The sequence below is a fragment of the Micromonospora sp. NPDC005206 genome (genome assembly GCF_040608175.1).
Classification (GTDB): domain Bacteria; phylum Actinomycetota; class Actinomycetes; order Mycobacteriales; family Micromonosporaceae; genus Micromonospora.
The window spans coordinates 32,071-52,376 of the sequence record NZ_JBEXHU010000007.1 but is presented as its reverse complement, the minus strand read 5'-3'; the positions used below and the strand labels follow the sequence as shown (position 1 = coordinate 52,376).

Below are 20,306 nucleotides of genomic sequence, written 5' to 3'. Positions count from 1 at the left end.
TTTCGACCATGCCCTCGATCACCCGACGCCGCCCGCGCAACCCCGACGGTCGGGCCGCCGTCGAAGCGCGGGTGCTGGCCGCCACCGAGCGGCTGCTCCAGGAGGGGGCCCGCTTCACCGACCTCGGCGTCCAGCGCATCGCCGCCGAGGCGGGGGTGGCCCGCTCGACCTTCTACATCCACTTCCGGGACAAGAGCGAGCTGCTCATGCGCCTGGCCGGCAGCATGCGGGAGACCTCCTTCGACCGGGTCCAGGAATGGGATCCAGCCGACCCCGGCGACCCGCTCGACCGGCTCACCGAGGTCTTCAGCGACGTGATCCGGATCTACCGGACGTACGCCCCGGTGCTGGCGGCGATCAGCGAGGTCGCCGCGTACGACGAGGTGGTGCGGGAGTACTGGGCGGCCGGTTTCGAGCGGTTCATGGCGCGTACCGAGGAGGTGCTCCGCGCCCAGCAGCGGGCCGGTCGTACCCCGGCGAGCCTGGACCCGGCGACCGCGAGCCGGCTGATCGTGCTCGGCGGCGACCGGTTCCTCGCGCACCATGTCGCCCTGACCCCCGCCGACCCCGAGGTCGATGGTGCGGCCGCCCGGGAGCTGGCCGCGACCTGGTGGTACGGCGCCTACCGACGCCCCGCCTGACCACCGACCGCCCCGGACCAGCCGGGGCGGTCGAGGTGGACACGGTCAGATCATCGTCTGGGACTTGGCCTCCATGTCGGCGGCCGCCTCCTCCTTCGACTCGCGGGTCAGCGGCTTGCCGCCCGGCGCCGGGGCCTCACCGCCGAGCGGGTCGGCGCCGCCCTTGGCGCCCTGCGGACCGGCGCCCCGGAGCTGTTCGTTCGGCAGCGCCAGGGTGACCAGCACGGCCACGATCGCGATCAGGCCGGCGGTCAGGAAGACCATGTCCAGCGCGTCGACGAACGCGTTCTGGATGGCCGACCGGACCGGCCCGGGCAGGGCCATGATGGTTGCCGGATCGTTGATCGAGATGTTCGCGCCGCCGCTCGCCGCCACCTCGGCCTGCTGCTGCGGCGGAAGCTGGGCGATCGCGCCGGGCAGCCGGTCGCCCAGCCCTCCGGCGAGCCGGGACGAGAGCACCGCGCCGAGGATCGCCACCCCGAACGAACCGCCCAGCGACCGGAAGAAGGTGGCCGAGGAGGTGCCGGCGCCCAGGTCGCGCACGGAGACCGCGTTCTGCACCGCGAGGACCAGTGACTGCATGCACAGCCCCAGGCCGACGCCGATCACCACCATGTAGCCGAAGGCGATCCAGAGCGAGGTGCCCACCGACAGTTGGGTGAACAGCAGCATGCCGATCAGCAGGATCGCCGACCCGGTGACCGGGAACCACTTGTACCTTCCGATCCGGCTCATCGCCCGACCGGTGAGGATCGAGGTGACGATGATGCCGGCCATCATCGGCAGCATCAGCAGACCGCTGCGGGTCGGTGAGGCGCCCTTGACGATCTGCAGGTACAGCGGGATGAAGATGATCGACCCGAACATGACCAGGCCGAGCACGAAGCCGGCCGAGTTGGCCAGCGCGAAGGTCGCGCTGCGGAACAGCCGCAGCGGCAGGATGGGCTCGGCGACCCGGGCCTCCTGGAGCAGGAACAGCACGGCGAGCACCGCGCCGGCGACGAACAGGCCGATGATCACCCCAGAGCCCCAGGGGTACTCGTTGCCACCCCAGCTCAGCGCGAGCAGCAGGCTGCTCACCCCGGCGACCAGCAGGCCGGCGCCGAGCCAGTCGATCGCGTGGTCCCGGCGCTCGAACGGGATGAGCCGCATCACGTGGTAGCAGACCACGATCGCCAGGATCGCCAGCGGCACGTTGATGTAGAAGATCCACCGCCAGTCGGTCTCCGCGAAGTAACCACCGACCAGTGGACCGGCCACCGACGAGATTCCGAAGACCGCACCGAACAGCCCCTGGTAGCGGCCCCGCTCCCGGGGTGAGACGACGTCCGAGATGATGGTGAACGCCAGCGTCAACAGACCACCCGCGCCCAGGCCCTGGATGCCCCGGGTGATGATCAGCTGGGTCATGTTCTGCGACAGACCGGCCAGCAACGACCCGACCAGGAACGTACCGATCGAGAAGAGGAAGACCGGGCGGCGCCCGTACAGGTCGGCCATCTTGCCGTACAGGGGTGTCGACGCGGTCGAGGCGAGCAGGTAGGCGGTGACCACCCACGAGTAGTGGTTGATCCCGCCCAGCTCCCCGACGATGGTCGGCAGGGCCGTGCCGACGATGGTCTGGTCGAGGGCGGCCAGCAGCATGCCGGTCATCAGACCGATCATGAGCAGCCGGATCTGCTGGCGACTCAGCACCGGCGCGGCAGAGGCTTCGGTGGTCATGGGCCCTTCTTTCCCGACCAACGCGGAACATGCGTCGAACCAGGAAAAACACGTCCGCCTCGGCCGGCCACTGGAGTGGATCACCACGGAGGTTTGACCCCGAGGGTGCTGGGGACCCGGGGAGGCATGGCAGGAGCAGCAGCGGAACACCGCCGGCTCGCCACCGTCGTGGAGAGCTGGCTGGGGCGCCCCGTCCTGATCATCGGCGACGCCATGTTGGACGAATGGCGGTTCGCCGACTCCGACCGGCTCTGCCGGGAGGCGCCCGCCCCGGTCCTCACCCTGCGGCGGCGGATCTCCGCCGCCGGCGGGGCCGCGAACACCGCCGTCAACGTCGCCACCCTCGGTGGACGGGCGGTGCTGGTGGCACCGGTCGGTGCCGACGTCGCCGGTGACGAACTGCACGACTGCCTGGACCGCGCCGGCGTCTGGGACCGTACGGTCAACCAGCCCGGTCGCCCCACCCCGGTGAAGCGGCGGATGCTGGCCGGCAACCAGATCCTGCTCCGGGAGGACTCCGGCGGCCCGGACGCGCTCGCCCCGGACGGGGTGACCCGGCTGCTCACCGCGCTGGACTGTGCCACCGAGGAGCTGCGCGCCGCCGCCGGCGGGGAGGCACCGACCCTGGTGGTCTGCGACTACGGCCTGGGCGCCCTGCCCGCGCCGGTCCGCGCCTGGCTGGTCGAGCAGCGGGAGCGCTACGCCACGGTCGCGCTGGACGCCCACGACCTGGCCGACTGGCGGGGGCTCGCGCCGACCGTGGTCACCCCCAGCTTCGCCGAGGCGACCCGGCTGCTGGCCCGCGCCGGCCGCGCGAACCGCCCGGCGGCCGGCATCGAACTGCACCTGGAACACCCCGACAGCGACCCGGCCGACGGACCATCCGAGCTGAGCGTGGGTGCCGCCCCGGGTGGGGCGCGAGCCGACGCCGTCAGCGCCGGAACCATCCCCGACCCGACCCGGGCCGGCCATCCGGGGCCGGTCGGCGAGCCGACGCTCAGCGAAGGCCAGGTGGCCCTCACCGGCGACGGACTCAGCGTCACCGGCGCCGGCGTGACCGTGAACACCGAGGCCGGAGAGGGCGTCGACCGGGCGGTGCTGGCCGAGGCGCGCCTCGCCGACCTACGTGCGCACACCGGCGCCGACGTGGTCGCGGTGACCCTGGACACCGAGGGCGCGGTTGTCGGCGGCGCCGACGGGGAGCCGCGACGCAGCCACAGCACCCCGGTGCCGGCGAGCCATGCCGTGGGTGCCGGTGACGCGTACCTGGCGGCGATGACGCTGGCCCTGGCCGCCGACGCGCCGCTGCCCACCGCCGCCCAGCTCGCCCAGCTGGCAGCCACCATCACCGTGTCGGACACCGGCACCTGCGTGTGCCGACGGGAGGACCTGCTCACCGCGCTCGACCAGCCGCCGGAGAGCACCGGGCACCCGGTGCTCGTCGGCGCCGACGAGCTGGACGCGATCGTCGCCGAGTATCGCGACACCGGACGTTCGGTGGTGTTCACCAACGGCTGCTTCGACGTGCTGCACCGCGGGCACGTGCGCTACCTGGAGCAGGCCCGCGCCCTGGGCGACCTGCTCATCGTGGCGGTCAACTCGGACGGCAGCGTACGCCGGTTGAAGGGGTCGGACCGTCCGGTCAACCCGGTCGAGGACCGGGGCGCCCTGCTCGCCGCGCTGTCCTGCGTGGACCACGTGGTGATCTTCGAGGAGGACTCGCCCGCGGCGCTGATCGAGGCGGTTCGGCCGGACGTCTACGTCAAGGGCGGGGACTACCCACCGGAGCTGGTGCCTGAGGCGCCGCTGGTGCGCCGGCTGGGTGGCCAGGTGCGCACCCTGGGGTACGTGCCGGACCGGTCCACGTCCGCGATCATCGAGCGGATCCGGTCGCACAGTCAGGACCGGGAGCCCGACCCGTCGTCGCACGGCCAGGACCCGTCACTCCGCACCCGTACCCGAGCGTCGTGAACCGCCCACTCGACCTCGACACCCCGGAGGCGTTCCGCACCGAGCGGCTGGTCGACGTGCTGATTCCGACCCGTAACCGGCCCGCCGAGCTGGCGGTCACCCTGGCCGGCCTCGCCGCCCAGGAGGGCGTATCCGGCTTCGGGGTGGTGGTCAGCGACCAGTCCGACGGGGAGCCGGCGTACGCCCACCCCGCCGCCGCCACCATGGTCCGGGCTCTGCGCCACCGGGGCCACCCGGTGCTGCTGACCCGCCGGCTGCCTCGGCGAGGGCTGGCCGAGCACCGGGCGTACCTGCTGGCCACCTCGGCCGCCCGGTACGTGCTCAGCCTCGACGACGACGTCTGGCTGGAGCCTGGGGCGCTGCATCGGCTGGTCACCGCGATCGGGGAGCTGGGCTGCGGGTTCGTCGGCAACGGCGTGCACGGGCTCTCGTACACCGATGACCGGCGACCAGAGACGCACGGGCACTACGAGGAGTGGATCGGCCGGCCCACACCGGAGCGGATCCGGCCCGGCACCCCGGAGTGGAACCGGGCCCGGATCCACTCGGCGGCCAACCTGCTGCACGTCACCGGAGAGTTGGCGCTGCCGCCCGGTGCGTGGCGTGCGTACAAGATCTCCTGGATCGGGGGGTGCGTGCTCTACGACCGGGCCAAGCTCGTCGATTCCGGTGGCTTCGACTTCTGGCGGAAGGTGCAGGAGAAGCACCAGGGCGAGGACGTGGCCGCCCAACTCTCGGTGCTGGCCCGGCACGGAGGGGCCGGCATCCTGCCCAGCGGCGCCTACCACCTGGAGTCCCCCACCACGGTCACCGATCGGGACGTCGAGGCGTGGGAGGTCGTACTCGCCGACGAGGACACCCCCCAGCCAGCCTGAAAAGGCGCCCTTCCCTACGCCTGGAGCAGCTCCCGGGCGGCCTCCAGCACCTCGATCGTCGGCACGTCGCTGACGAAGGAATCCCGGTGCGGGCACTCGCCGTCGCCGGGCCGGTGCGGATAGATGCCGGGCGTGCAGTCCACCCCGCAGACCGGGCAGTGCACGATCCAGGAACAGATCGGCCGGTGCCGGCCGCGTAGCGGGTTGGCCGTGTTGATCAGGTTGCCGACCCAGTAGACGCCGACCGTCGGCGTACCCACCGCGGCGGCCAGGTGCAGCGGGCCGGTGTCGTTGGAGACGACCAGGGCGCAGCCGGCGTAGCAACCGGCCAACCCACCGAGGCTGAGCGTGCCCACCTGCGGCCGGACCGGCACCCCCGCCGCGGCGACCACCCGGTCCACCACCTCCCGCTCGCTCGGCGTACCGGTGACCAGCACCTCGAAGCCGTCGCCGTGCAGCTCGCGGGCCACCTCGGCGAACCGCTCGGCCGGCCAGCGGCGGCGGGTGTCGCTGGCGCCCGGATGCAGCGCCACCCGGGGTCGGTCCGGTGGGCCGAGCACCTGGTCCGCCTCCGCCCGGTCGGCGTCGGTCACGGCCAGCGCCGGCACGATGGTGGTCGCCGGCGCACCCACCAGGGCCACCGCCTCCAGGTAGCGGATCACCTCGTGCTGGTAGTAGATGTACCGGATCCACCGGTCCAGCGGCGGCGCGTCGTCGGCGCGCAGCCCCACGGTGACCCGGGCGCCGAGGCCGCTGACCAGCGGGTTGGAGTTGGCGCCGCCGCCGTGGATCTGCACCGCCAGGTCGAAGCCCTCGCCGGTGGCCGCCGCCAGGAAGTCGTCCATCGACGACTCCGCCTCACCCGCCTCCGGCGTGCGGATGCCCGGCGCCGGCGGCACCACCAGCACCCGGTCCACCGGGCCGGGCCGGTCGCGCCAGAGCTTCGCGTGCCACGGCGCGCCGAGCAGCACGATCTCCGCCTCCGGGTACGCGGCGCGCAGCGCGTCCAGCGCCGGCAGGACGAACAGGAAGTCGCCGAGCGCGTTGGCGCGCAGCACGGCGATCCGCTGCACGTCGGGGACGCGCCCGGCCGTCGGGCCGAGCAGGGACGGGGTGACCACGCGGTCCCGCTACGACCGGTCGATCTCGCCGACCGTGTCCGGGCGGTGCAACTCGCGGTCGGCGGCGGGATCGGCCGGCATCGGCGTACCGGTGGAGAAGTCGCCGGAACGCGGCCCGGTGCGGCCGACGGTGATGGTGCGCGGCCTGGGTCGGACCGCCCGCGGCAGCCGGACCCGGAGCAGGCCGTGGTCCATCACCGCGTCGATGCCCTCCGGGTCGACCCGGGCCGGCAGGTCGATGCGGTACTCGAAGCCGCGGGTCTCGAAGCCGCCCGGAATGCCCTGGTCGGCGTTGACCTCCGCCTCGGAACGGGCCCGTACGCACAACTCCCGGTCGTCCAGCTCGACCGCCACCTCCTCCGGCGCCACCCCGGGCAGCCGGACGACGACCTCCCAGCCGTCCGCGGTCTCGGTCAGCTCGACGTCGGACGTCCCGGCCCGGCCGCCGACCAGCCGGCTCAGCTCGGCGCGCAGCGACTGCAGCTCGCCCATCGGATCCCAACCCTGCTGCCGGCCCCGCCATCCCCGGCCGAAGCCGCCGGTCTGCTGCTCGGTCATCACACCTCTCCGATCCGCCGGGCGGCCGCGGGCGGCCGCAGTGAGCTGGGCGCGTCCAGACCGGCCTCGCGGTCGACGCCCACGCCGAGCCGGTCGACCAGTTCCCCGCCGAGCCAGGCGCTGATGCCGAGAAGGGCGACCGCCACCACCTCGATGGCGACCAGCGCGCCACCTGCGGCTCGGGAATCCGCGTTGAGCCGGACCGCCCAGACGGCGGCGAAGAGCAGGATCACGGCGACGTTCGCGCCGGCGTGCAGCAGACCCACCCGCTTGGCGCGGGTGCCGGTCGGGATCGCCAACAGGTCGAACGAGCCGGCCACCGCGGCCAGCAGGCCGCCGATCAGACCGACCGTGATGTTCCAGTACGCGACCTCGCCGAGGAAATCAGGCCCGCCGACGGTGTCCACCACGTCGAACAGCAACGCCGTGACGAGCAGCGCGACCGGGAACATGACCAGCATCGGATGGACCGGATGGCCCAGCACCTTGAGTCGGCTCTCCATCTTCCGGCCTCCACTGGTCGGCGTCCTCGTGACAGTTCGTGCTGCGGGCGCGTCGGGTGAGGCCGTACCCCCGACAACCGGGGGCAAACCTCGCGCTGGCCACGCAGGCCTAGGCTGGCGGACGAGGTCGTCGGACGGTGGTGCCCGCCACCCAGGTCAACGGCCGGGGGAGGATCACGTGACGGTGGAGATCACCTCGCACGAGGAACTACGCGAGCTGCTCGGCGTGCCGAACGCGCAGGCCGCCAACAAGGATCGCGCCCGCCTGCACGAGCGGGACCGCCAGTGGCTGGCCGCCGCGCCGTTCTGCCTGGTGGCCACGGCCGGCGCGGACGGCAGCTGCGACGTATCGCCCAAGGGCGACCCGGCCGGGTTCGCCCTGGTGCTGGACGACACGACCATCGCGCTGCCGGAACGACCGGGCAACAAGCGGGCGGACGGCTACCGCAACATCCTCGACAACCCGCACGTCGGGTTGCTCTTCATGATCCCCGGGCGGACCGACACGCTGCGAATCAACGGACGGGCCCGGCTGGTGCGGGACGCGCCCTGGTTCGACGACATGGTGGTCAAGGGGCACCGGCCGGTGCTCGCGGTGGTGGTGGAGATCGAGCAGATCTTCTACCACTGCCCCAAGGCGTTCATGCGGTCCGCGCTGTGGCAGCCGGAGACCTGGCAGTCGGACGTACTGCCGTCCCGGGCCCGGCTGATCAAGGAGGTCGAGGCGCCGGCGGAGAGCCTGGCGGACCTGGAACAGCGCTACGGCCCGGAGTACGTCCGAAGCATCTACGTCTGATCCCGCCTCGCCGTCGGTTTCAGGACGCTGGCTCGACGGACACCATCCACAGGTGACCGTCGGGGTCGGCGAAGGTGCCGGCGTACCCCCAGGGTTGTGCTGTCGGCTCGGTGACCACCTCGGCGCCGGCGGAGCGCGCCCGCTCGACGATCGCGTCCGCGTCGGCGGGCGAGGCGACGCTCAGGCTGAGCAGACACTCGCTCTGCCCCCGCGCGGCGGCCTCGTGCGGACCGATCACCCACCCGAATCCGCCGGTCGGGATGAGCATCAGCCGCAGCCCGTCGTTGACGACGAACTGCAACGGCTCCGGGATGCCGTCGTCAGCCAGCTCTCCCACCGTCTCCAGACCGAGACCATCCCGGTAGAAGCGGTGTGAGGTCGGACGGTCGGCGATCGGAAGACTGACGATTACGGGCGCGAAGGTCATGGGACGGGCTCCAGGGTGTCGAACGGACACTGTCTCCAGGATGGACGCGACCCGGCGCCAAAAGTCATCGGACCGCCGGTCGAACACCGAGCACCGGCACCCCGTAACCGCGGGGAATCGGCCTCGCCGATAGGTCACAGCTTGTCGATCAGCTCGGCCAGTGCGGCGTCACCCTGCGCGATGACCGTGCCGCCGGAAGCGGCGACCACCATGATGCGGTGGCAGCCGTCGAGTTCGACGTACGTCTGCGGGTCCCCGCCGGCCACTGACCACAGCAGCGCGAACCGGCTGGCTTGTCCGCTGCACGACTCCACCGGCCCGGCAGCCTTGAGGGCGTGCTCAATTGCCGTCCGGCGGTCCGCTGGCAGCACCGTCCCGTGCGCGAATTCGCCTTCGCTCCCCTGCGCGCTCTTCGACACCTGGTAAACGCAAAGGCGGACCTGCTGCCCGGCGGGGAACGGCTCCGGGAGGGCTCCGGTGCGGGGGCCCGGCTTCCTCGTCGTCTCCACCGACATCACGTCCTTCCAGCGCTGGCTGCAACCCGCTGCGGCGGCCTCAGCCGACTCGACCTCGGCGACCGGGCGGGTCGCCACAGTGGTCAGCGGCAGCGCGTCGAGGGCTTCACGTACCTCGGTCCGCAAATTCCGGCACAGGTCGATGGGAATCCCGGGCCGCATCCACCGGCCGTCGGCGTCGACGACCGCGAGCCAGGGCGCCAACGACAACATCATCAAGCACCCCCCTCGGTTTGGGCTCGGCTCGTCGGGCAGGCGGAGCGCGGTGACGAGGGCGGCGACGTCGTCGGCACGACGTTCCGTCGCCACCATGTCCTCGCCTCCGTCAGCGCGTCGCTGCGTCTCGTGTCCGCAGATGACGACCGCTGTCGGCGTGAAGTCACCATCGAGGCGGGGCAGGACGGCCACGTCCTCGGCCGTGATAGAGAAGCCAGGGGTGGCCATCTCCGGTGCCGCGTCGGCGCACGAGGTCCACCGCCCTTGTCCGCCCGAGTCGCCCGCCGCCTGGGGTGGAGGGGCGTGGTTGCCACCGGCGAGTATCTGCACCCCTCCGACACCTAGTGCAACTGTCATCGCTATGGCGAGCGCGCTGCTTCCGATCAGGCGCTGCCGGTGCCGGCGGACCCGCCTCGCCACCGCGCCAACCCGATCCACCGGCGGCGCCAGCGGGGGAACAGCCTCGGTCAACAGGAGTTTGATGTCCTCATCTTCATGCGTCATTTCGTGACCTCCTAGTGGCAGACAGCTCAAGGTTCGGATCGGTACGCAGAATCCGTAGGGCACGAGAGGCCTGCACCTTGACCGTGTTGTGCGAGCAGCCGAGCACTTCCGCTGTCCGCTGGACCGTCAGGTCCTCGACGTAGCGGAGCACCACGACCGCCCGCTGCTGTCGGCTAAGCCGCGCCAAGGCGCGGCGCACCGCGTCCCGGTCAGCGGACTCCCCGGCTATGTCGCCGTATTCCGACTTGTCCGGTGGCTGGCCTGGAATCTCATTGCGCCAACGACGCCGCCACCAGGACACGTACGTGGTGAACAAGGCCTTGCGCAGGTACGCCTCGGGATGCCCGACAGTCGTGATCGCGGCCCAGCGCCGCCAGACGTCTGCCAGAACCGTCTGCAACAGGTCCTCCGCCCGCCCGACGTCGCCGGTAAGCAGCCAGGCCGAACGTAGCAGCGCATCCGAGCGCGCCGCGACGAACTCGGCGAAGCCCTCCGGCGGCCTCAGTTCCCGGGGTCGTTGCATGTGTATGTGTACCTCCCACCTCATGAACGCTCTGGGAGGACAGTGCGGTTAACGCGCCAGCCGATCAAAATCCGCGCAGGGCAACACCGCTAGGCCAGGCAGGCGGCGTAGCCGGTGAGCATCGAGAAGCGGCCGAACCGGAAGTAGCGGGCGCCCGTCTACGACGCCTCGGGTAAGCAGATCGCAGCCCCGACCCCGCCTGGCCTGCAGAAACCCCTCTCGGCATCCCTCAGTGTCAGCGGCCGGGGTTCGACCTCTCGAGGACAGGACGAGGACCGAGACGGGGCACCACGCAGCACCGGTGGCGAAAGTCCGTAGACCAGCACCGGCCGTGATCGGGAAACTGCCGGGATGGAACCGACACAGACGGCGCTCATCGTGCCGATACCCGAGGCCGAGGAAGCGGTAGGCCGGTTTCGGGAATCCCTCGACCCGGCTGCCTCATGGGGCGTGCCGGCGCACGTGACCGTCCTCTACCCGTTTCTGCCTCCGCAGCAGATCAACGACCAGGCCCTGACCGCGCTGCGCAAGACCATTGCCGGCATACCGCGGTTCGACGTTGCGCTGACTCACATCGGCTGGTTCGGTGACACGGTCGTATGGCTTGCGCCGCAGCCAGACCATCCGTTCCGGAACCTCACCGCGGCGGTGTGGCAGCGATTTCCCGAGACCACCCCATATACCGGGGCGCACACCGAGGTGGTGCCGCACCTGACCATCGGCCAGGACGGACCCAAGCCCACACTGAGCCACGCCGCGGAGACTGTCTCCGCGCAGCTGCCGATCAACGCGGCCGTCGACATGGTTCGCCTCATCGCCGGAACGCCGGGCCTAAGCCCTTGGCGCACCGTCTGCGAGTTCCCACTGGGGGCGGATCTCCTCGTCGGGCAGTCGTAGACCGTCCAGCCTCCCCCGACGGAGACAAGGTGGACCGCCTCGCCGAACGCCCTTGGCCCCGTCGACGTTTCAGGACGCTGGCTCGACGGACACCATCCACAGGTGACCGTCGGCGTCGGCGAAGACGCCGGCGTACCCCCAGGGTTGTGCTGTCGGCTCGGTGACCACCTCGGCGCCGGCGCAGCGCGCCCGCTCGACGATCGCGTCCGACGCGGCGGGCGAGGCGACGCTCAGGCTGAGCTATCGGTCAGGTGCGTTAACAGGTGGTGCCCAGAGTTACCACGACAAGGTGAGGGTCCATGCGCTACGTCGGCAATCCGACGACGCTACGGTCCTGTTAACCCGTAGAGGAGACGAACCGGGAGCCACGCCGGGAATGAGTAGCGGTATTCGGTCGCGCCGGTAGGCCTACGAATTCTGCACCCGTGATTTCTTGCGAAAGACAGCCCAGGTCAGTGACTGCCGCGGCGGAACGGCGTCCTCTTCGGCAACGGCCGGCCAAGTCGAGCCAGCGCAGGACTGCCAGAGTGCACCTCGCCCGGCATCCCGAAGTCGGTCACTGGCTGCTGAGTCCGGGATGGTGCTGGTGGGTGGGCCTTCCCAGCCGGTCACGACAGGTACGCGTCGGCTCGGCCGCGGCTGCCCCGAACCATGTGGCACCGGATTGGCCGACCGGCCCCAGCACGGTTCCTCAACAGAGTACGCGTCCGCGTCGAAGGCAAGGACACAGTTGTCGGCCGACCCGGCATACCCATCCGCCAGACGGACGGGACGTCGGAAATACACTGCCCTTCATGTCATCCGAGCAGGTCACCGTCAGCCCGGTCGAACTCAGCTACACCCTCACCAAGGACGACTGGCTCGACGGCATCGTCGCCCACCGGCGCGACGTCCGGCGTCCCTGGCTGGTCCCGGTACTGATCGTCGCCGCGCTCGTCGGGCTCCTTCCTGGGCTCATCTCTTCTGACGGCTCCCGGGCCATGTCGGCGGCTCACATCGCAGTCCTCGCCACGGTGGCTCTCTTCGGCATCGGGCTCGGCCTGCTGCTGTTTCGGCTCCTGGTCGCCGCCCGCTGGATCTATCGCTGGCAGGTACGCCTGATCATGCGCGGGAATCCTTGGCTGTCCGAGCCCATCCGAACCACCGTGGATGACACCGGGATACGTCTCACCAGCGCAAGCCGGAGCGAAACAGCCGCGTGGTCCCAGTACCTGCGGTATATCGAGACGGAACGGTCGTTCGTTCTGCGCGCGTCTGAGCGGCTTGGCGCAGCGGTACTCGTGCTGCCCAAGCGCGGCCTGGTGACCGGCGATCCGGCGCGGCTACGGTCGTTGCTCGAGACCCACTGCCACCGGCGCGCTTGATTGCCACGCCCAGCGCCCTCCAGGAACACCCGCGCACCTGCACGGTTCCACCCGAATCTTCCGACATCGCTCACCGCTCTCCCACCGTCCGTGGACCCTCGTGCGGACTGGATGCAGACCGTTCCGTTGATGCGGGGGCCCGAAGCGTCAGCTTGGGAAATGTCGATGCCCGGCTGTAGCGTTCTGCCAGTGGGACGGCTAGCGGATCGGCGCCGTGACCTCGCCGGATGGTTGGTGACGCCGCTGTTCACCCTCGTGGCGGCTCCGGTGTTGGCCTGCATCGTAGGAATGTTGGGAAACCTCGGGGACCACAACGGCCCACCGGCGCTGTGCGAGCAGGCCATGGCTGACAACATGTGCGAGGAGACCAGCCTCGGGGTGATCGGCGGGCATGTGGTGATCTCAGGCACCATGTGGTTGCTGCTCTGGATTATCCCGTGGTGGCGAGGTCTTCGCACAGTGCGCGTTCTGCTCGCCGTCGCTGCGACCGTCGTTCTTGTACTCCTGCCGGTGCGGATGTTCGGCTGGTCGTTCTCGTACATCTGACAATCGCGCGTCGCGTTCCGGAGGAACTGCTGGCACCTCTCGTGCCGCTCGAAGGCCGCTCGCTCATGCCAACTTCGCCGGTGTGACGCCACACGACCTGCGGCACACCGCTGCGAGCCTGGCCGTAGCGGCCGGCGCCCTCACCGCTCCCGGAGTGCGGAAAACTGCAGGGGCCTAACATTCCAGGTCATGCGTGGGTTCCTCACGGTTGGGAGTCGCAGGCTTTCGTATCTGGACTTTGGCGGTTCGGGTACTCCGCTCCTGGCTCTTCACGGGCACTACAACGAAGCGTCGGCATTCGCGCCGCTGGCTGAGGCGCTGGCACCGCGGTGGCGGGTGATCGCGCTCGATCAGCGTGGGCATGGAGCGTCGGACCGTGCCGAGAGCTATGAGCGGGACGACTATGTTGCCGACGTCGCCGCCTTCCACCGGCATCTGGAAGTCGGCCCTGTGGCGGTGCTGGGCCACTCACTCGGCGGTGTGAACGCCTACCAGTACGCCGGCCGGCACGCGGACCGGGTCACGGCGCTGATCGTCGAGGACATCGGCGCGGTTGTGGACTGCGACTGGTCGTTCACCACCAGCCTCCCCCGCCACGCGCGATCCCGCGATGCGCTGGCCTCGGCCCTGGGCGCGACGGCTCCCTATCTGGAGTGTTCCTTCCGCCGGTCGAAGGACGGCTGGGGCTTCTCGTTCGACATCGATGACACGGTGGCGTCCCAGAAAGCACTCAACGGTGACCACTGGAAGGACTGGCTTTCGGTAAGCTGCCCCACCCTCCTGATCCGTGGAACGCGCAGCGATGAACTGGCGGCCGGCCACGCTCGCGAGATGATCGCCCGTCGCGCCGGCCAGGCCCGTCTTGCCGAGCTGCCAGCCGGTCACGTGGTGCATCACGATGCTCAAGCGCAGTTCGCTGCCGCTGCCAGTGCCTTCCTGTCCGAACTCGACTGAGCCAGCGGAGGGTGGGGAGCAACATGGGCGTCATGTTCCCTCCTGTGACTGGTGGCCGATCAACCAGACATCCGGTGCCGGCCACTCGCAATCGGTTTTCTCAACGGGCGGCGGAACGACGTGCTCGCTCATCGGCTACGACAGGACGTTGGTCGGCGGCTAACCTGCCACCCCTCGATCGCCGGACCCTGTCCCATATCACCTGGCGGAGCTGCGTCGCACATCAGCTGTCGGATCACAAACGGCTCGCCGAGTGTCCTGTCACGGGACATGCTTGACACCCGAGTCCCACCAGATGCTCGACATGATCACGAGTCCCAGCGGAGGAAGCGGTTTCACTCCGGCTGCCAGCGGAGCCAGCGCTGGTCATGCTGGAAGCCCACCCGCTGGTAGAAGGGCACTGCTCGTTCACTGGAATGGACGGTCACGTGCTCCAGGTCCAGCTTGCGGGCCTCGACCAGTACGGCCTCCAGAAGAGCCGGACCGGTCCCGCAGTCGCGTAGCTCAGGCACCACATACACCGACTGGACGTCGCCGCTGCGCCGAACGTGCTGCGCGGGAGTGGGTACTCGGTCAGCGACGATCAGCCATGCCATGCCGACTACGTCTTCGTCTACCTGGGCGAGGAAGGGCAGGTGGGTTGACAGGTGGTGGACGACCCAAGTGGAAAACAGCTCCATGAAGGCGGCGCGGTCTGTTCCGGTGTAGCCGCGTTCCTCGGTCAGCCGCCGCCACCGAAGACCGCCTAAAACCGCAGCGTCGGACACCGTCGCCTCACGAACGGCCACCTGCATGCCGGCTCTCCTCCGTAGTTCGATGACCCTGGACGTGTATGCCGGCCTGTTCGGTGACGACCTGGACGCGGTCGCCAACGTCTTGGACGAGGCGGTCACTGCGCATTACGAGTCGCTAGCGACCCTGACGTCTTGGCGCTGCGCCGCTCGATCCGGCTGGCGCCGGTGTGCGCACCAGTCCGCTGACGTCCGCGGACTTGGCTGCTCGGTTGGCTGCTCCTCGCCACTGCCGGTAGCAAAGCTCCCACGGGCGATCACCCGGACGGCAACCGACCGGTGAGACAGCGGATCTGTTCGCCACCTGGCCGCCAAAGGCAGACGTAAGCAGGACCTGGCCCCGCCCGGCGCCGTCCGCGAGCCAAATCGGCCAACGGGTAGATTGACGCCGATGAGCAGTCTGTTGCGTCAGGAGTTGCTGGGGTTGGCCCGCAGTCGGACGCTGTGGCTCCTGCCGCCCCTGGTCGCGTTCGCCGGCCTGAGCAGTCTTTCGTTCAACGACGACGCCTACATGTTCTACGTCTACTACGACCCGCAGACCCTAGAAGAACAGCTTGACGCGTACCACTTCGACGTCAAGGCGATCCACACCTCGGGCCTCGGCTGGGCTCAACTGGCCGCGCTGGCGGCCGGGGCGTTCCTGGTACTGCGTGATCCACGACTGACCGGCCGCCCGGCCCGGCTCTCCCTGCCGGCCCTGGAATCGTCGCCGGCCCGGCTCCCCCCGCCGCCCCGTCCCGGCCGGTACCTGGTGGCGAAGGCGGGCGCGGCCGCGCTGTTCGGTCTGCTCCTCGCCGTGGCCGACCTCGCCGCCGTGCTGCCACTGGCGTCCAGAGTGGTCGCCGACCACTGGGTTCGGCGCGAGCTGGCCTCGAAGGACATCTTCTTGCCGGTGCAGATCTTGGCCGAGGAGTCGGTGTGGCCGGTGGTGCTTCGTGCGGCGGCCGGCGTCCCGCTGTTCGCGATCGTTGGGATCGGCCTGGCCGCGCTACTCAACCGCTGGTGGGCGGTTACGGTGGCCGTCGTCATCCCAATCTGCGGGTCGCTGTACGTGACCGCTGACCCGTTCTTCGGCGCCCTGACTGCTCCGAACCGACCGGCCCTCGCCGCGACCCTGATTCCGAGCCTGGGCGGGGCCGCGATCGCCTTCCTGCTCGGCTACGGCGCGACGCGGTGGCGACTCGCCCGGGCGCCCGCAGTCCGGCCGACCGGCGCGGAAGCTTGAGGCTTCGGCCGCAGACGGGCCAGAGACGACCCGACGCTTGGCCACGGACACTCGCTTACAAGGCGCTTCCGGCAAGAGTCGCAGCGTCCGCTGACGTCCACTGGGTCCGGGCCGGAGGCCAGATCCGTATGAGCATGTCCGGCCTCGGCCGCCAGCGATGATGTCAGCCACGGATGTCAAGCCGCCTCTGCTGCCGGCTGCTTGCTCGCCGCGGGCATGACCCCCGTCGGGGGGAGCCTGGTCGGCGTTGCCGGCTGGTATCAACCGACGTCGTCTCGTGCCCTCACGCACCGGGGCCGTGTCACCCCCTTCAGCCGTCATCATCGCGCGGCAAGCAGCCATGCTGACTCTCTGCTGACTCGGCATGGCGGTCGCTGCCGGTGCGACTCCTCGCTCACAAGCTCTGTGCAGCAGGTCCGTCGACGCTCGGCAAGGGCCGTGGGCTGCCATCGTCCTGTGCGGTTGCTCTCGTCACTGCTGCCAACTGCGGCGGGAGCGCGCTGATGCCTCGCCCACGGTTGCTCGACCTGTTTTGCGGTGCCGGCGGTGCGGCGATGGGCTACCACCTGGCGGGGTTCGAGGTGGTCGGCGTGGACATCCGTCCACAGGCGCGGTACCCGTTTGCCTTCGTACGGAGCGACGCACTCACGTTCCCGCTTGACGGCTTCGATGCCGTCCATGCCTCCCCGCCTTGCCATGATCACAGCGCTCTCGTGAGTCGCGTAGGGGGTGACGGGACGGGCTGGATGCTCGACGCGACGCTCCGCAGGCTTGCCGCGTCCGGCCTCCCGTGGGTTGTCGAGGACGTCGAGGCCACCCCCCGGATGCTGGGATCCCGCATCCTGTGCGGAAGCGAGTTCGGCCTACGCGCGGGCGGTCGGTGGCTGAGGCGGCATCATCGGTTCGCATCCAACATGCTGTTGATGGGCGCCGGGGGCTGCCACTGCTCGAAGCGCCCTATCGGCGGGGTCTACGGCACCGGTGGCGGTGGTCAAATGACCCGCGGCTACAAGTTCACCCACGCCGAGGGAGCCGCGGCGATGGGCATCGACTGGATGACGCGTGCTGAGCTGTCGCAAGCCATCCCCCAAGCCTACACCAGGTTCATCGGAGAACAGCTACTCCACCGCATCAGCCACGGCCCTTACTTGGCTGCCGCCGCATGACCCCGACTCACGTCGGCCAAGGCCGGACCGGGAGCGCAACTGGCCGTCATGCCACTGGTCGGACCCGGCGCAGCCCTGACCGCCGCCGGTTGGCGCCCTGTCGACGCCTGTACGTGCTTCTCAGGCGGCCCCTCGGAAAAGTCGGCGTGAGAGCCTGCGTCCGTCATGAGGCCGACCTCCGTTCGGCATCGTGAGAAAGGTGCGTGTGTCACGGGTCGCCGTCGAGCTGTGGTGTGCAATAGATGGCGAACGCGCTGATCGCGTGGGCCCAAGCCGCGTCGAGGTCGGCGTTGGGTGGGAATCGGTCGGCCAGCTCGAGATCGACAAGGCCGTGCGCGAGGCCCCAGATGGCACGCGCGGCTGCGACGTTGCCGCCGGTGACCTTCAACAGGGGCGCGGCCGCCGCGGCCTCGACGCCGGACGCGAGACGTGGACGATTCAGGGAATGGCGGGCACTGAGCTCGTAGAGGCGAGGGTGCTCAAGCGCCCATCGCCGGTAGGCGGCGACGAGCGTGGCCAGGTCGGCGCTGGCCCCGGCCAGCACGGCACCGAGCCGTTCCAGCGCGCGCTGTTGCAGTGCAGCTTCGATCTCGGTCTTGCCGGCGATGTGCTTGTACAGCGAGGGTGCCTGGATCCGCAGTTCGTCGGCGAGGCGCCGCATGGTCACCGCGTCTGGGCCTTCACGTTCCAGGATCCGCTCGGCCGCGTCGACCACCTCGCCGCGGCGGTTCACCAGCGCCTCGGACAAGCCGGGATCGCTATCAGCGCCCTCATCCGGCGCGCTGGGTGGTGCCGCGCCAGTCCGGGGACGACGTCCAACCGCGACTCAACACGTAGGCGCCGACGAGGAGCACAGAGACGGTGCCATCCCAACCGACGATCGTTGCGGTGTCGGCGATGCCGGCGTGAGCGGCGTAGAGCAAGGCGGTCACCGTGAGCGCGATCTTGTGGAAGATCACCAGCTCCCACACACCTCGGTAGCTGCGCGGCGCCAGCGCAAGCAGCACGAACAGGCCCGCGAAGACGACGAGGCCGTAGGCTCGCCAGGTCTCGACGACTTTGGTCCCGCCATCGGCGTCCCAAACCGTGCCGGCCGCGGTGAGCGCGGCACCGGCGGCGCCGACGGCGGCAAGCCACAACATGATCCTTGCGATCCGATCGCGGCCAGATCGCGGCGACCGCGCCGATGTGGTCGACACGGTGGAACTGCTGGTGATCATAAACTCTCCTCGGATCTGGCTAACAGCGTTAGCCTGACCGTAGGCTAACAACGTTAGCCTCGTCAACGGGTAGTCGGCCCCGGGCGCGACAAATTACGGCACGGGGCAGGGCGAGCAGCGCGACGACCACGACCAAGCAACGAATCGTCAGGAGGCCGCGTCGCGGATGGAGGGGGCGCTGTGGTCAGGTGTATGAGGCTTTGGCTGCTCGCTTGGCTGCTCGGCCTGGCGAGAGCATGGAGAAGGCCCAGGTCATGATCGGCGATCAAGCCGGTGACCTGGGCCTTCTGGTGGAGCCGCCTGACGGAATCGAACCGTCGACCTACGCATTACGAGATCAAACTGCCCGTGCCGCCGACCTGGGCACATGGGGGCCTGGCAGCGGAAATCCTTCCGACATCCCTCAACGCTTCCCCATCATCTGTGGACCTCTTGCGGACTGGATGCGGACCGCCTCTGCTAGGCGGACGGGGACGGGGCCTCCAGTGGGCGGCCGGCGGCGCGTCGAGCGTCCGCAACGGCGACGCCGAGCAGCACGACCGCAGCGACGATGGCGGCAAGCAGCGGCGGGCCGAAGAACAGCGGCGGCGCCAGCAGGACCAGAACGCCGATGCCGACGAGCCGGCGCACGGCGAGCCGGTTGAAGACGACCCGTTCCAGCCGACTGCGGCCGAACAGGAAGATCGCCGGCCCGCCGAGGATGACCACGAGCCAGGCCGGCACGGAGGGCCCCTCCGGATGCGCCAACACGATTTCCGCGCCAGCCGCGGCCAAGGTGATGCCGAGAACCATGAGCAGATGGGCCACACCGACGATCCCGCCGGCAGCTGCCCGGTTCGACGACATCTCGACGGCCTCGGCCAGCACCTGGCCCGCGCGATAGAAGTAGATCCGCCACATCAGCACGGACGACAGGAACGTGACCACCAGGGCCGCCTTTGCGGCGAGCGTGGTGGGGTGGGTGGCGTAGGTGAGGCCTATGGACAGCACCGTCTCGCCGAGCGCGATCAACAACAGTTGCTGGTAGCGCTCGGGGAGGTATCGGCTGCTGGCCATCGCCCACGCGCTGGTCGGTGGCCGGCCCAGGCCGGGTACCGGCCATCTGACCCGCGCCACGACCAGGTCCACGGTGATGGCGATCAACCATAGGGCGAGCCGGAGGTTTCCGCGCATCGCCGCCCCGGCGAGCCAAATGACGCCGGAGATGCTGGCCCAGATGGCCAGGCGGGTGTAGAGCTCCCGTACCTGCTCGTGCTCCCGTAACAGGGGCCGGAGCACCAAGGGGCGTCCGATGTGCAGCACCACGTACACGATGGCGAAGGTGGCGCCGTGTTGCTCGAACTCGTACAGGGACGTCGCCATGATCAGCAGGCCGAACGCGCTGACCAGGACCAGCAGCTGAATCCAGCCGTTGCGGTAGTCGAACCGGCTGGTGAGGTACGCGGTGGTCGTCCACAGCCACAGCAACGGCAGGGCCAGAACGGCCGCGTACAGCAGCGACAGCCAGCGCACGCCCACATTGTCGGAGAGAAGGTCCGGCCCCATCCTGCTGACGACCCCGACCAGGGCGAAGACCAACACCAGGTCGAAGAACAGCTCCAGGAAGCTGGCCTGCTGGGCGTCCTCCTCGCCGCGCATGATGCCCCCGGTCTGCGCCGGCTCCGATGGTCGCCCCATCCGCCCATGGTTACGGGAGGATCGCTTTGCGTGCACCGATTTCGCCCGTTTCATCAACCGGCGGCGACGGCGGTAACGCTCGCGTGAGCCAGGC

The 20,306-nt window shown here is 69.9% G+C and carries 22 protein-coding genes; 10 read left to right on the top strand and 12 right to left on the bottom strand.

What is annotated here, in order from left to right; translation table 11 throughout:
* The first annotated feature begins 8 nt into the window (after nucleotides 1-8).
* A complete protein-coding gene (locus ABZU69_RS12025) occupies nucleotides 9-641 on the top strand; it encodes a TetR/AcrR family transcriptional regulator (protein ID WP_354964384.1) in 633 nt (210 codons plus the stop codon).
* 45 nt (nucleotides 642-686) lie between these two features.
* Here ABZU69_RS12025 and ABZU69_RS12020 read toward each other — a convergent pair whose 3' ends face one another.
* Nucleotides 687-2,363, bottom strand: coding sequence for an MDR family MFS transporter (locus ABZU69_RS12020; RefSeq protein ID WP_354964383.1), 1,677 nt, complete (start codon nucleotides 2,361-2,363; stop codon nucleotides 687-689).
* Nucleotides 2,364-2,489: 126 nt separating this feature from the next.
* On the opposite strand from ABZU69_RS12020, the gene rfaE2 reads away from it, so the two are divergent.
* Nucleotides 2,490-4,334 carry a D-glycero-beta-D-manno-heptose 1-phosphate adenylyltransferase gene (rfaE2, locus tag ABZU69_RS12015; protein WP_354964382.1) on the top strand — a complete coding sequence of 615 codons (1,845 nt, stop codon included), beginning with the start codon at nucleotides 2,490-2,492 and terminating at the stop codon, nucleotides 4,332-4,334.
* On the top strand, nucleotides 4,331-5,209 hold the full coding sequence (locus ABZU69_RS12010; protein ID WP_354964381.1) for a glycosyltransferase: 879 nt from the start codon (nucleotides 4,331-4,333) through the stop codon (nucleotides 5,207-5,209). The genes rfaE2 and ABZU69_RS12010 overlap by 4 nt, the downstream gene beginning before the upstream one ends.
* A 14-nt stretch (nucleotides 5,210-5,223) precedes the next feature.
* On the opposite strand, the gene ABZU69_RS12005 is transcribed toward ABZU69_RS12010, so the two are convergent.
* From ABZU69_RS12005 to ABZU69_RS11995, 3 genes are read right to left on the bottom strand one after another with little or no spacing between them, the layout of a single operon-like run.
* Nucleotides 5,224-6,330: a glycosyltransferase family 9 protein gene (locus ABZU69_RS12005; protein ID WP_354964380.1), complete on the bottom strand. Its 1,107-nt coding sequence runs from the start codon at nucleotides 6,328-6,330 to the stop codon at nucleotides 5,224-5,226.
* A gap of 9 nt (nucleotides 6,331-6,339) precedes the next feature.
* Nucleotides 6,340-6,888 carry an Hsp20/alpha crystallin family protein gene (locus tag ABZU69_RS12000; protein ID WP_354964379.1) on the bottom strand — a complete coding sequence of 183 codons (549 nt, stop codon included), beginning with the start codon at nucleotides 6,886-6,888 and terminating at the stop codon, nucleotides 6,340-6,342.
* Entirely contained in the window at nucleotides 6,888-7,391 is a 504-nt protein-coding gene (locus ABZU69_RS11995; protein ID WP_354964378.1) for a DUF2231 domain-containing protein, read from the bottom strand. The genes ABZU69_RS12000 and ABZU69_RS11995 overlap by 1 nt, the downstream gene beginning before the upstream one ends.
* Before the next feature lie 178 nt (nucleotides 7,392-7,569).
* Between ABZU69_RS11995 and ABZU69_RS11990 the strand changes: the two genes are divergently transcribed.
* Complete coding sequence (locus ABZU69_RS11990; protein ID WP_354964377.1) at nucleotides 7,570-8,187, top strand: pyridoxamine 5'-phosphate oxidase family protein; 618 nt, start codon at nucleotides 7,570-7,572, stop codon at nucleotides 8,185-8,187.
* Between the two features lie 19 nt (nucleotides 8,188-8,206).
* On the opposite strand, the gene ABZU69_RS11985 is transcribed toward ABZU69_RS11990, so the two are convergent.
* From ABZU69_RS11985 to ABZU69_RS11975, 3 genes are all read right to left on the bottom strand, one after another.
* The gene (locus ABZU69_RS11985) at nucleotides 8,207-8,614 is read right to left on the bottom strand and encodes a VOC family protein (protein ID WP_354964376.1); all 408 of its coding nucleotides are present in this window, start codon (nucleotides 8,612-8,614) and stop codon (nucleotides 8,207-8,209) included.
* Between the two features lie 134 nt (nucleotides 8,615-8,748).
* Nucleotides 8,749-9,849 carry a hypothetical protein gene (locus tag ABZU69_RS11980; protein ID WP_354964375.1) on the bottom strand — a complete coding sequence of 367 codons (1,101 nt, stop codon included), beginning with the start codon at nucleotides 9,847-9,849 and terminating at the stop codon, nucleotides 8,749-8,751.
* The gene (locus ABZU69_RS11975; protein WP_354964374.1) at nucleotides 9,839-10,372 is read right to left on the bottom strand and encodes a SigE family RNA polymerase sigma factor; all 534 of its coding nucleotides are present in this window, start codon (nucleotides 10,370-10,372) and stop codon (nucleotides 9,839-9,841) included. Before ABZU69_RS11975 ends, ABZU69_RS11980 begins: the two co-directional genes overlap by 11 nt.
* Before the next feature lie 351 nt (nucleotides 10,373-10,723).
* On the opposite strand from ABZU69_RS11975, the gene ABZU69_RS11970 reads away from it, so the two are divergent.
* On the top strand, nucleotides 10,724-11,269 hold the full coding sequence (locus ABZU69_RS11970; RefSeq protein WP_354964373.1) for a 2'-5' RNA ligase family protein: 546 nt from the start codon (nucleotides 10,724-10,726) through the stop codon (nucleotides 11,267-11,269).
* Nucleotides 11,270-11,338: 69 nt separating this feature from the next.
* On the opposite strand, the gene ABZU69_RS11965 is transcribed toward ABZU69_RS11970, so the two are convergent.
* Nucleotides 11,339-11,503, bottom strand: coding sequence for a VOC family protein (locus tag ABZU69_RS11965; protein ID WP_354964624.1), 165 nt, complete (start codon nucleotides 11,501-11,503; stop codon nucleotides 11,339-11,341).
* Nucleotides 11,504-12,063: 560 nt separating this feature from the next.
* On the opposite strand from ABZU69_RS11965, the gene ABZU69_RS11960 reads away from it, so the two are divergent.
* From ABZU69_RS11960 to ABZU69_RS11950, 3 genes are all read left to right on the top strand, one after another.
* On the top strand, nucleotides 12,064-12,633 hold the full coding sequence (locus ABZU69_RS11960; protein ID WP_354964372.1) for a YcxB family protein: 570 nt from the start codon (nucleotides 12,064-12,066) through the stop codon (nucleotides 12,631-12,633).
* Nucleotides 12,634-12,867: 234 nt separating this feature from the next.
* Complete coding sequence (locus ABZU69_RS11955; RefSeq protein WP_354964371.1) at nucleotides 12,868-13,179, top strand: hypothetical protein; 312 nt, start codon at nucleotides 12,868-12,870, stop codon at nucleotides 13,177-13,179.
* A 189-nt stretch (nucleotides 13,180-13,368) separates the two neighbouring features.
* Nucleotides 13,369-14,133 (top strand): alpha/beta hydrolase, encoded by a 765-nt coding sequence (locus tag ABZU69_RS11950; RefSeq protein WP_354964370.1) that lies wholly within the window; start codon nucleotides 13,369-13,371, stop codon nucleotides 14,131-14,133.
* Between the two features lie 335 nt (nucleotides 14,134-14,468).
* Here the strand turns inward: ABZU69_RS11950 and ABZU69_RS11945 are convergent, their stop codons facing one another.
* Complete coding sequence (locus ABZU69_RS11945) at nucleotides 14,469-14,927, bottom strand: GNAT family N-acetyltransferase (RefSeq protein ID WP_354964369.1); 459 nt, start codon at nucleotides 14,925-14,927, stop codon at nucleotides 14,469-14,471.
* 388 nt (nucleotides 14,928-15,315) lie between these two features.
* Here ABZU69_RS11945 and ABZU69_RS11940 point away from each other — a divergent pair, with 388 nt between their 5' ends.
* Nucleotides 15,316-16,149: a hypothetical protein gene (locus ABZU69_RS11940; RefSeq protein ID WP_354964368.1), complete on the top strand. Its 834-nt coding sequence runs from the start codon at nucleotides 15,316-15,318 to the stop codon at nucleotides 16,147-16,149.
* Nucleotides 16,150-16,703: 554 nt separating this feature from the next.
* Complete coding sequence (locus ABZU69_RS11935; protein ID WP_354964367.1) at nucleotides 16,704-17,315, top strand: hypothetical protein; 612 nt, start codon at nucleotides 16,704-16,706, stop codon at nucleotides 17,313-17,315.
* Nucleotides 17,316-17,523: 208 nt separating this feature from the next.
* Here ABZU69_RS11935 and ABZU69_RS11930 read toward each other — a convergent pair whose 3' ends face one another.
* The 3 genes from ABZU69_RS11930 to ABZU69_RS11920 form a co-directional block, all read right to left on the bottom strand.
* Nucleotides 17,524-18,063, bottom strand: a complete 540-nt coding sequence (locus ABZU69_RS11930) for a TetR/AcrR family transcriptional regulator (RefSeq protein WP_354964366.1) — start codon at nucleotides 18,061-18,063, stop codon at nucleotides 17,524-17,526.
* Nucleotides 18,064-18,085: 22 nt separating this feature from the next.
* Complete coding sequence (locus ABZU69_RS11925) at nucleotides 18,086-18,535, bottom strand: hypothetical protein (protein WP_354964365.1); 450 nt, start codon at nucleotides 18,533-18,535, stop codon at nucleotides 18,086-18,088.
* Nucleotides 18,536-18,994: 459 nt separating this feature from the next.
* On the bottom strand, nucleotides 18,995-20,212 hold the full coding sequence (locus tag ABZU69_RS11920; protein ID WP_354964364.1) for a low temperature requirement protein A: 1,218 nt from the start codon (nucleotides 20,210-20,212) through the stop codon (nucleotides 18,995-18,997).
* Nucleotides 20,213-20,306 lie beyond the last annotated feature (94 nt).

Bases quoted from the DNA above. Each gene is read 5' to 3' on its own strand.
- ABZU69_RS12025 (WP_354964384.1), top strand. From the start codon at position 9: ATGCCCTCGATCACCCGACGCCGCCCGCGCAACCCCGACGGTCGGGCC.
- ABZU69_RS12020 (WP_354964383.1), bottom strand. From the start codon at position 2,363: ATGACCACCGAAGCCTCTGCCGCGCCGGTGCTGAGTCGCCAGCAGATC.
- rfaE2 (WP_354964382.1), top strand. From the start codon at position 2,490: ATGGCAGGAGCAGCAGCGGAACACCGCCGGCTCGCCACCGTCGTGGAG.
- ABZU69_RS12000 (WP_354964379.1), bottom strand. From the start codon at position 6,888: ATGACCGAGCAGCAGACCGGCGGCTTCGGCCGGGGATGGCGGGGCCGG.
- ABZU69_RS11995 (WP_354964378.1), bottom strand. From the start codon at position 7,391: ATGGAGAGCCGACTCAAGGTGCTGGGCCATCCGGTCCATCCGATGCTG.
- ABZU69_RS11985 (WP_354964376.1), bottom strand. From the start codon at position 8,614: ATGACCTTCGCGCCCGTAATCGTCAGTCTTCCGATCGCCGACCGTCCG.
- ABZU69_RS11980 (WP_354964375.1), bottom strand. From the start codon at position 9,849: ATGACGCATGAAGATGAGGACATCAAACTCCTGTTGACCGAGGCTGTT.
- ABZU69_RS11975 (WP_354964374.1), bottom strand. From the start codon at position 10,372: ATGCAACGACCCCGGGAACTGAGGCCGCCGGAGGGCTTCGCCGAGTTC.
- ABZU69_RS11970 (WP_354964373.1), top strand. From the start codon at position 10,724: ATGGAACCGACACAGACGGCGCTCATCGTGCCGATACCCGAGGCCGAG.
- ABZU69_RS11960 (WP_354964372.1), top strand. From the start codon at position 12,064: ATGTCATCCGAGCAGGTCACCGTCAGCCCGGTCGAACTCAGCTACACC.
- ABZU69_RS11950 (WP_354964370.1), top strand. From the start codon at position 13,369: ATGCGTGGGTTCCTCACGGTTGGGAGTCGCAGGCTTTCGTATCTGGAC.
- ABZU69_RS11945 (WP_354964369.1), bottom strand. From the start codon at position 14,927: ATGCAGGTGGCCGTTCGTGAGGCGACGGTGTCCGACGCTGCGGTTTTA.
- ABZU69_RS11940 (WP_354964368.1), top strand. From the start codon at position 15,316: ATGAGCAGTCTGTTGCGTCAGGAGTTGCTGGGGTTGGCCCGCAGTCGG.
- ABZU69_RS11935 (WP_354964367.1), top strand. From the start codon at position 16,704: ATGGGCTACCACCTGGCGGGGTTCGAGGTGGTCGGCGTGGACATCCGT.
- ABZU69_RS11925 (WP_354964365.1), bottom strand. From the start codon at position 18,535: ATGATCACCAGCAGTTCCACCGTGTCGACCACATCGGCGCGGTCGCCG.
- ABZU69_RS11920 (WP_354964364.1), bottom strand. From the start codon at position 20,212: ATGGGGCGACCATCGGAGCCGGCGCAGACCGGGGGCATCATGCGCGGC.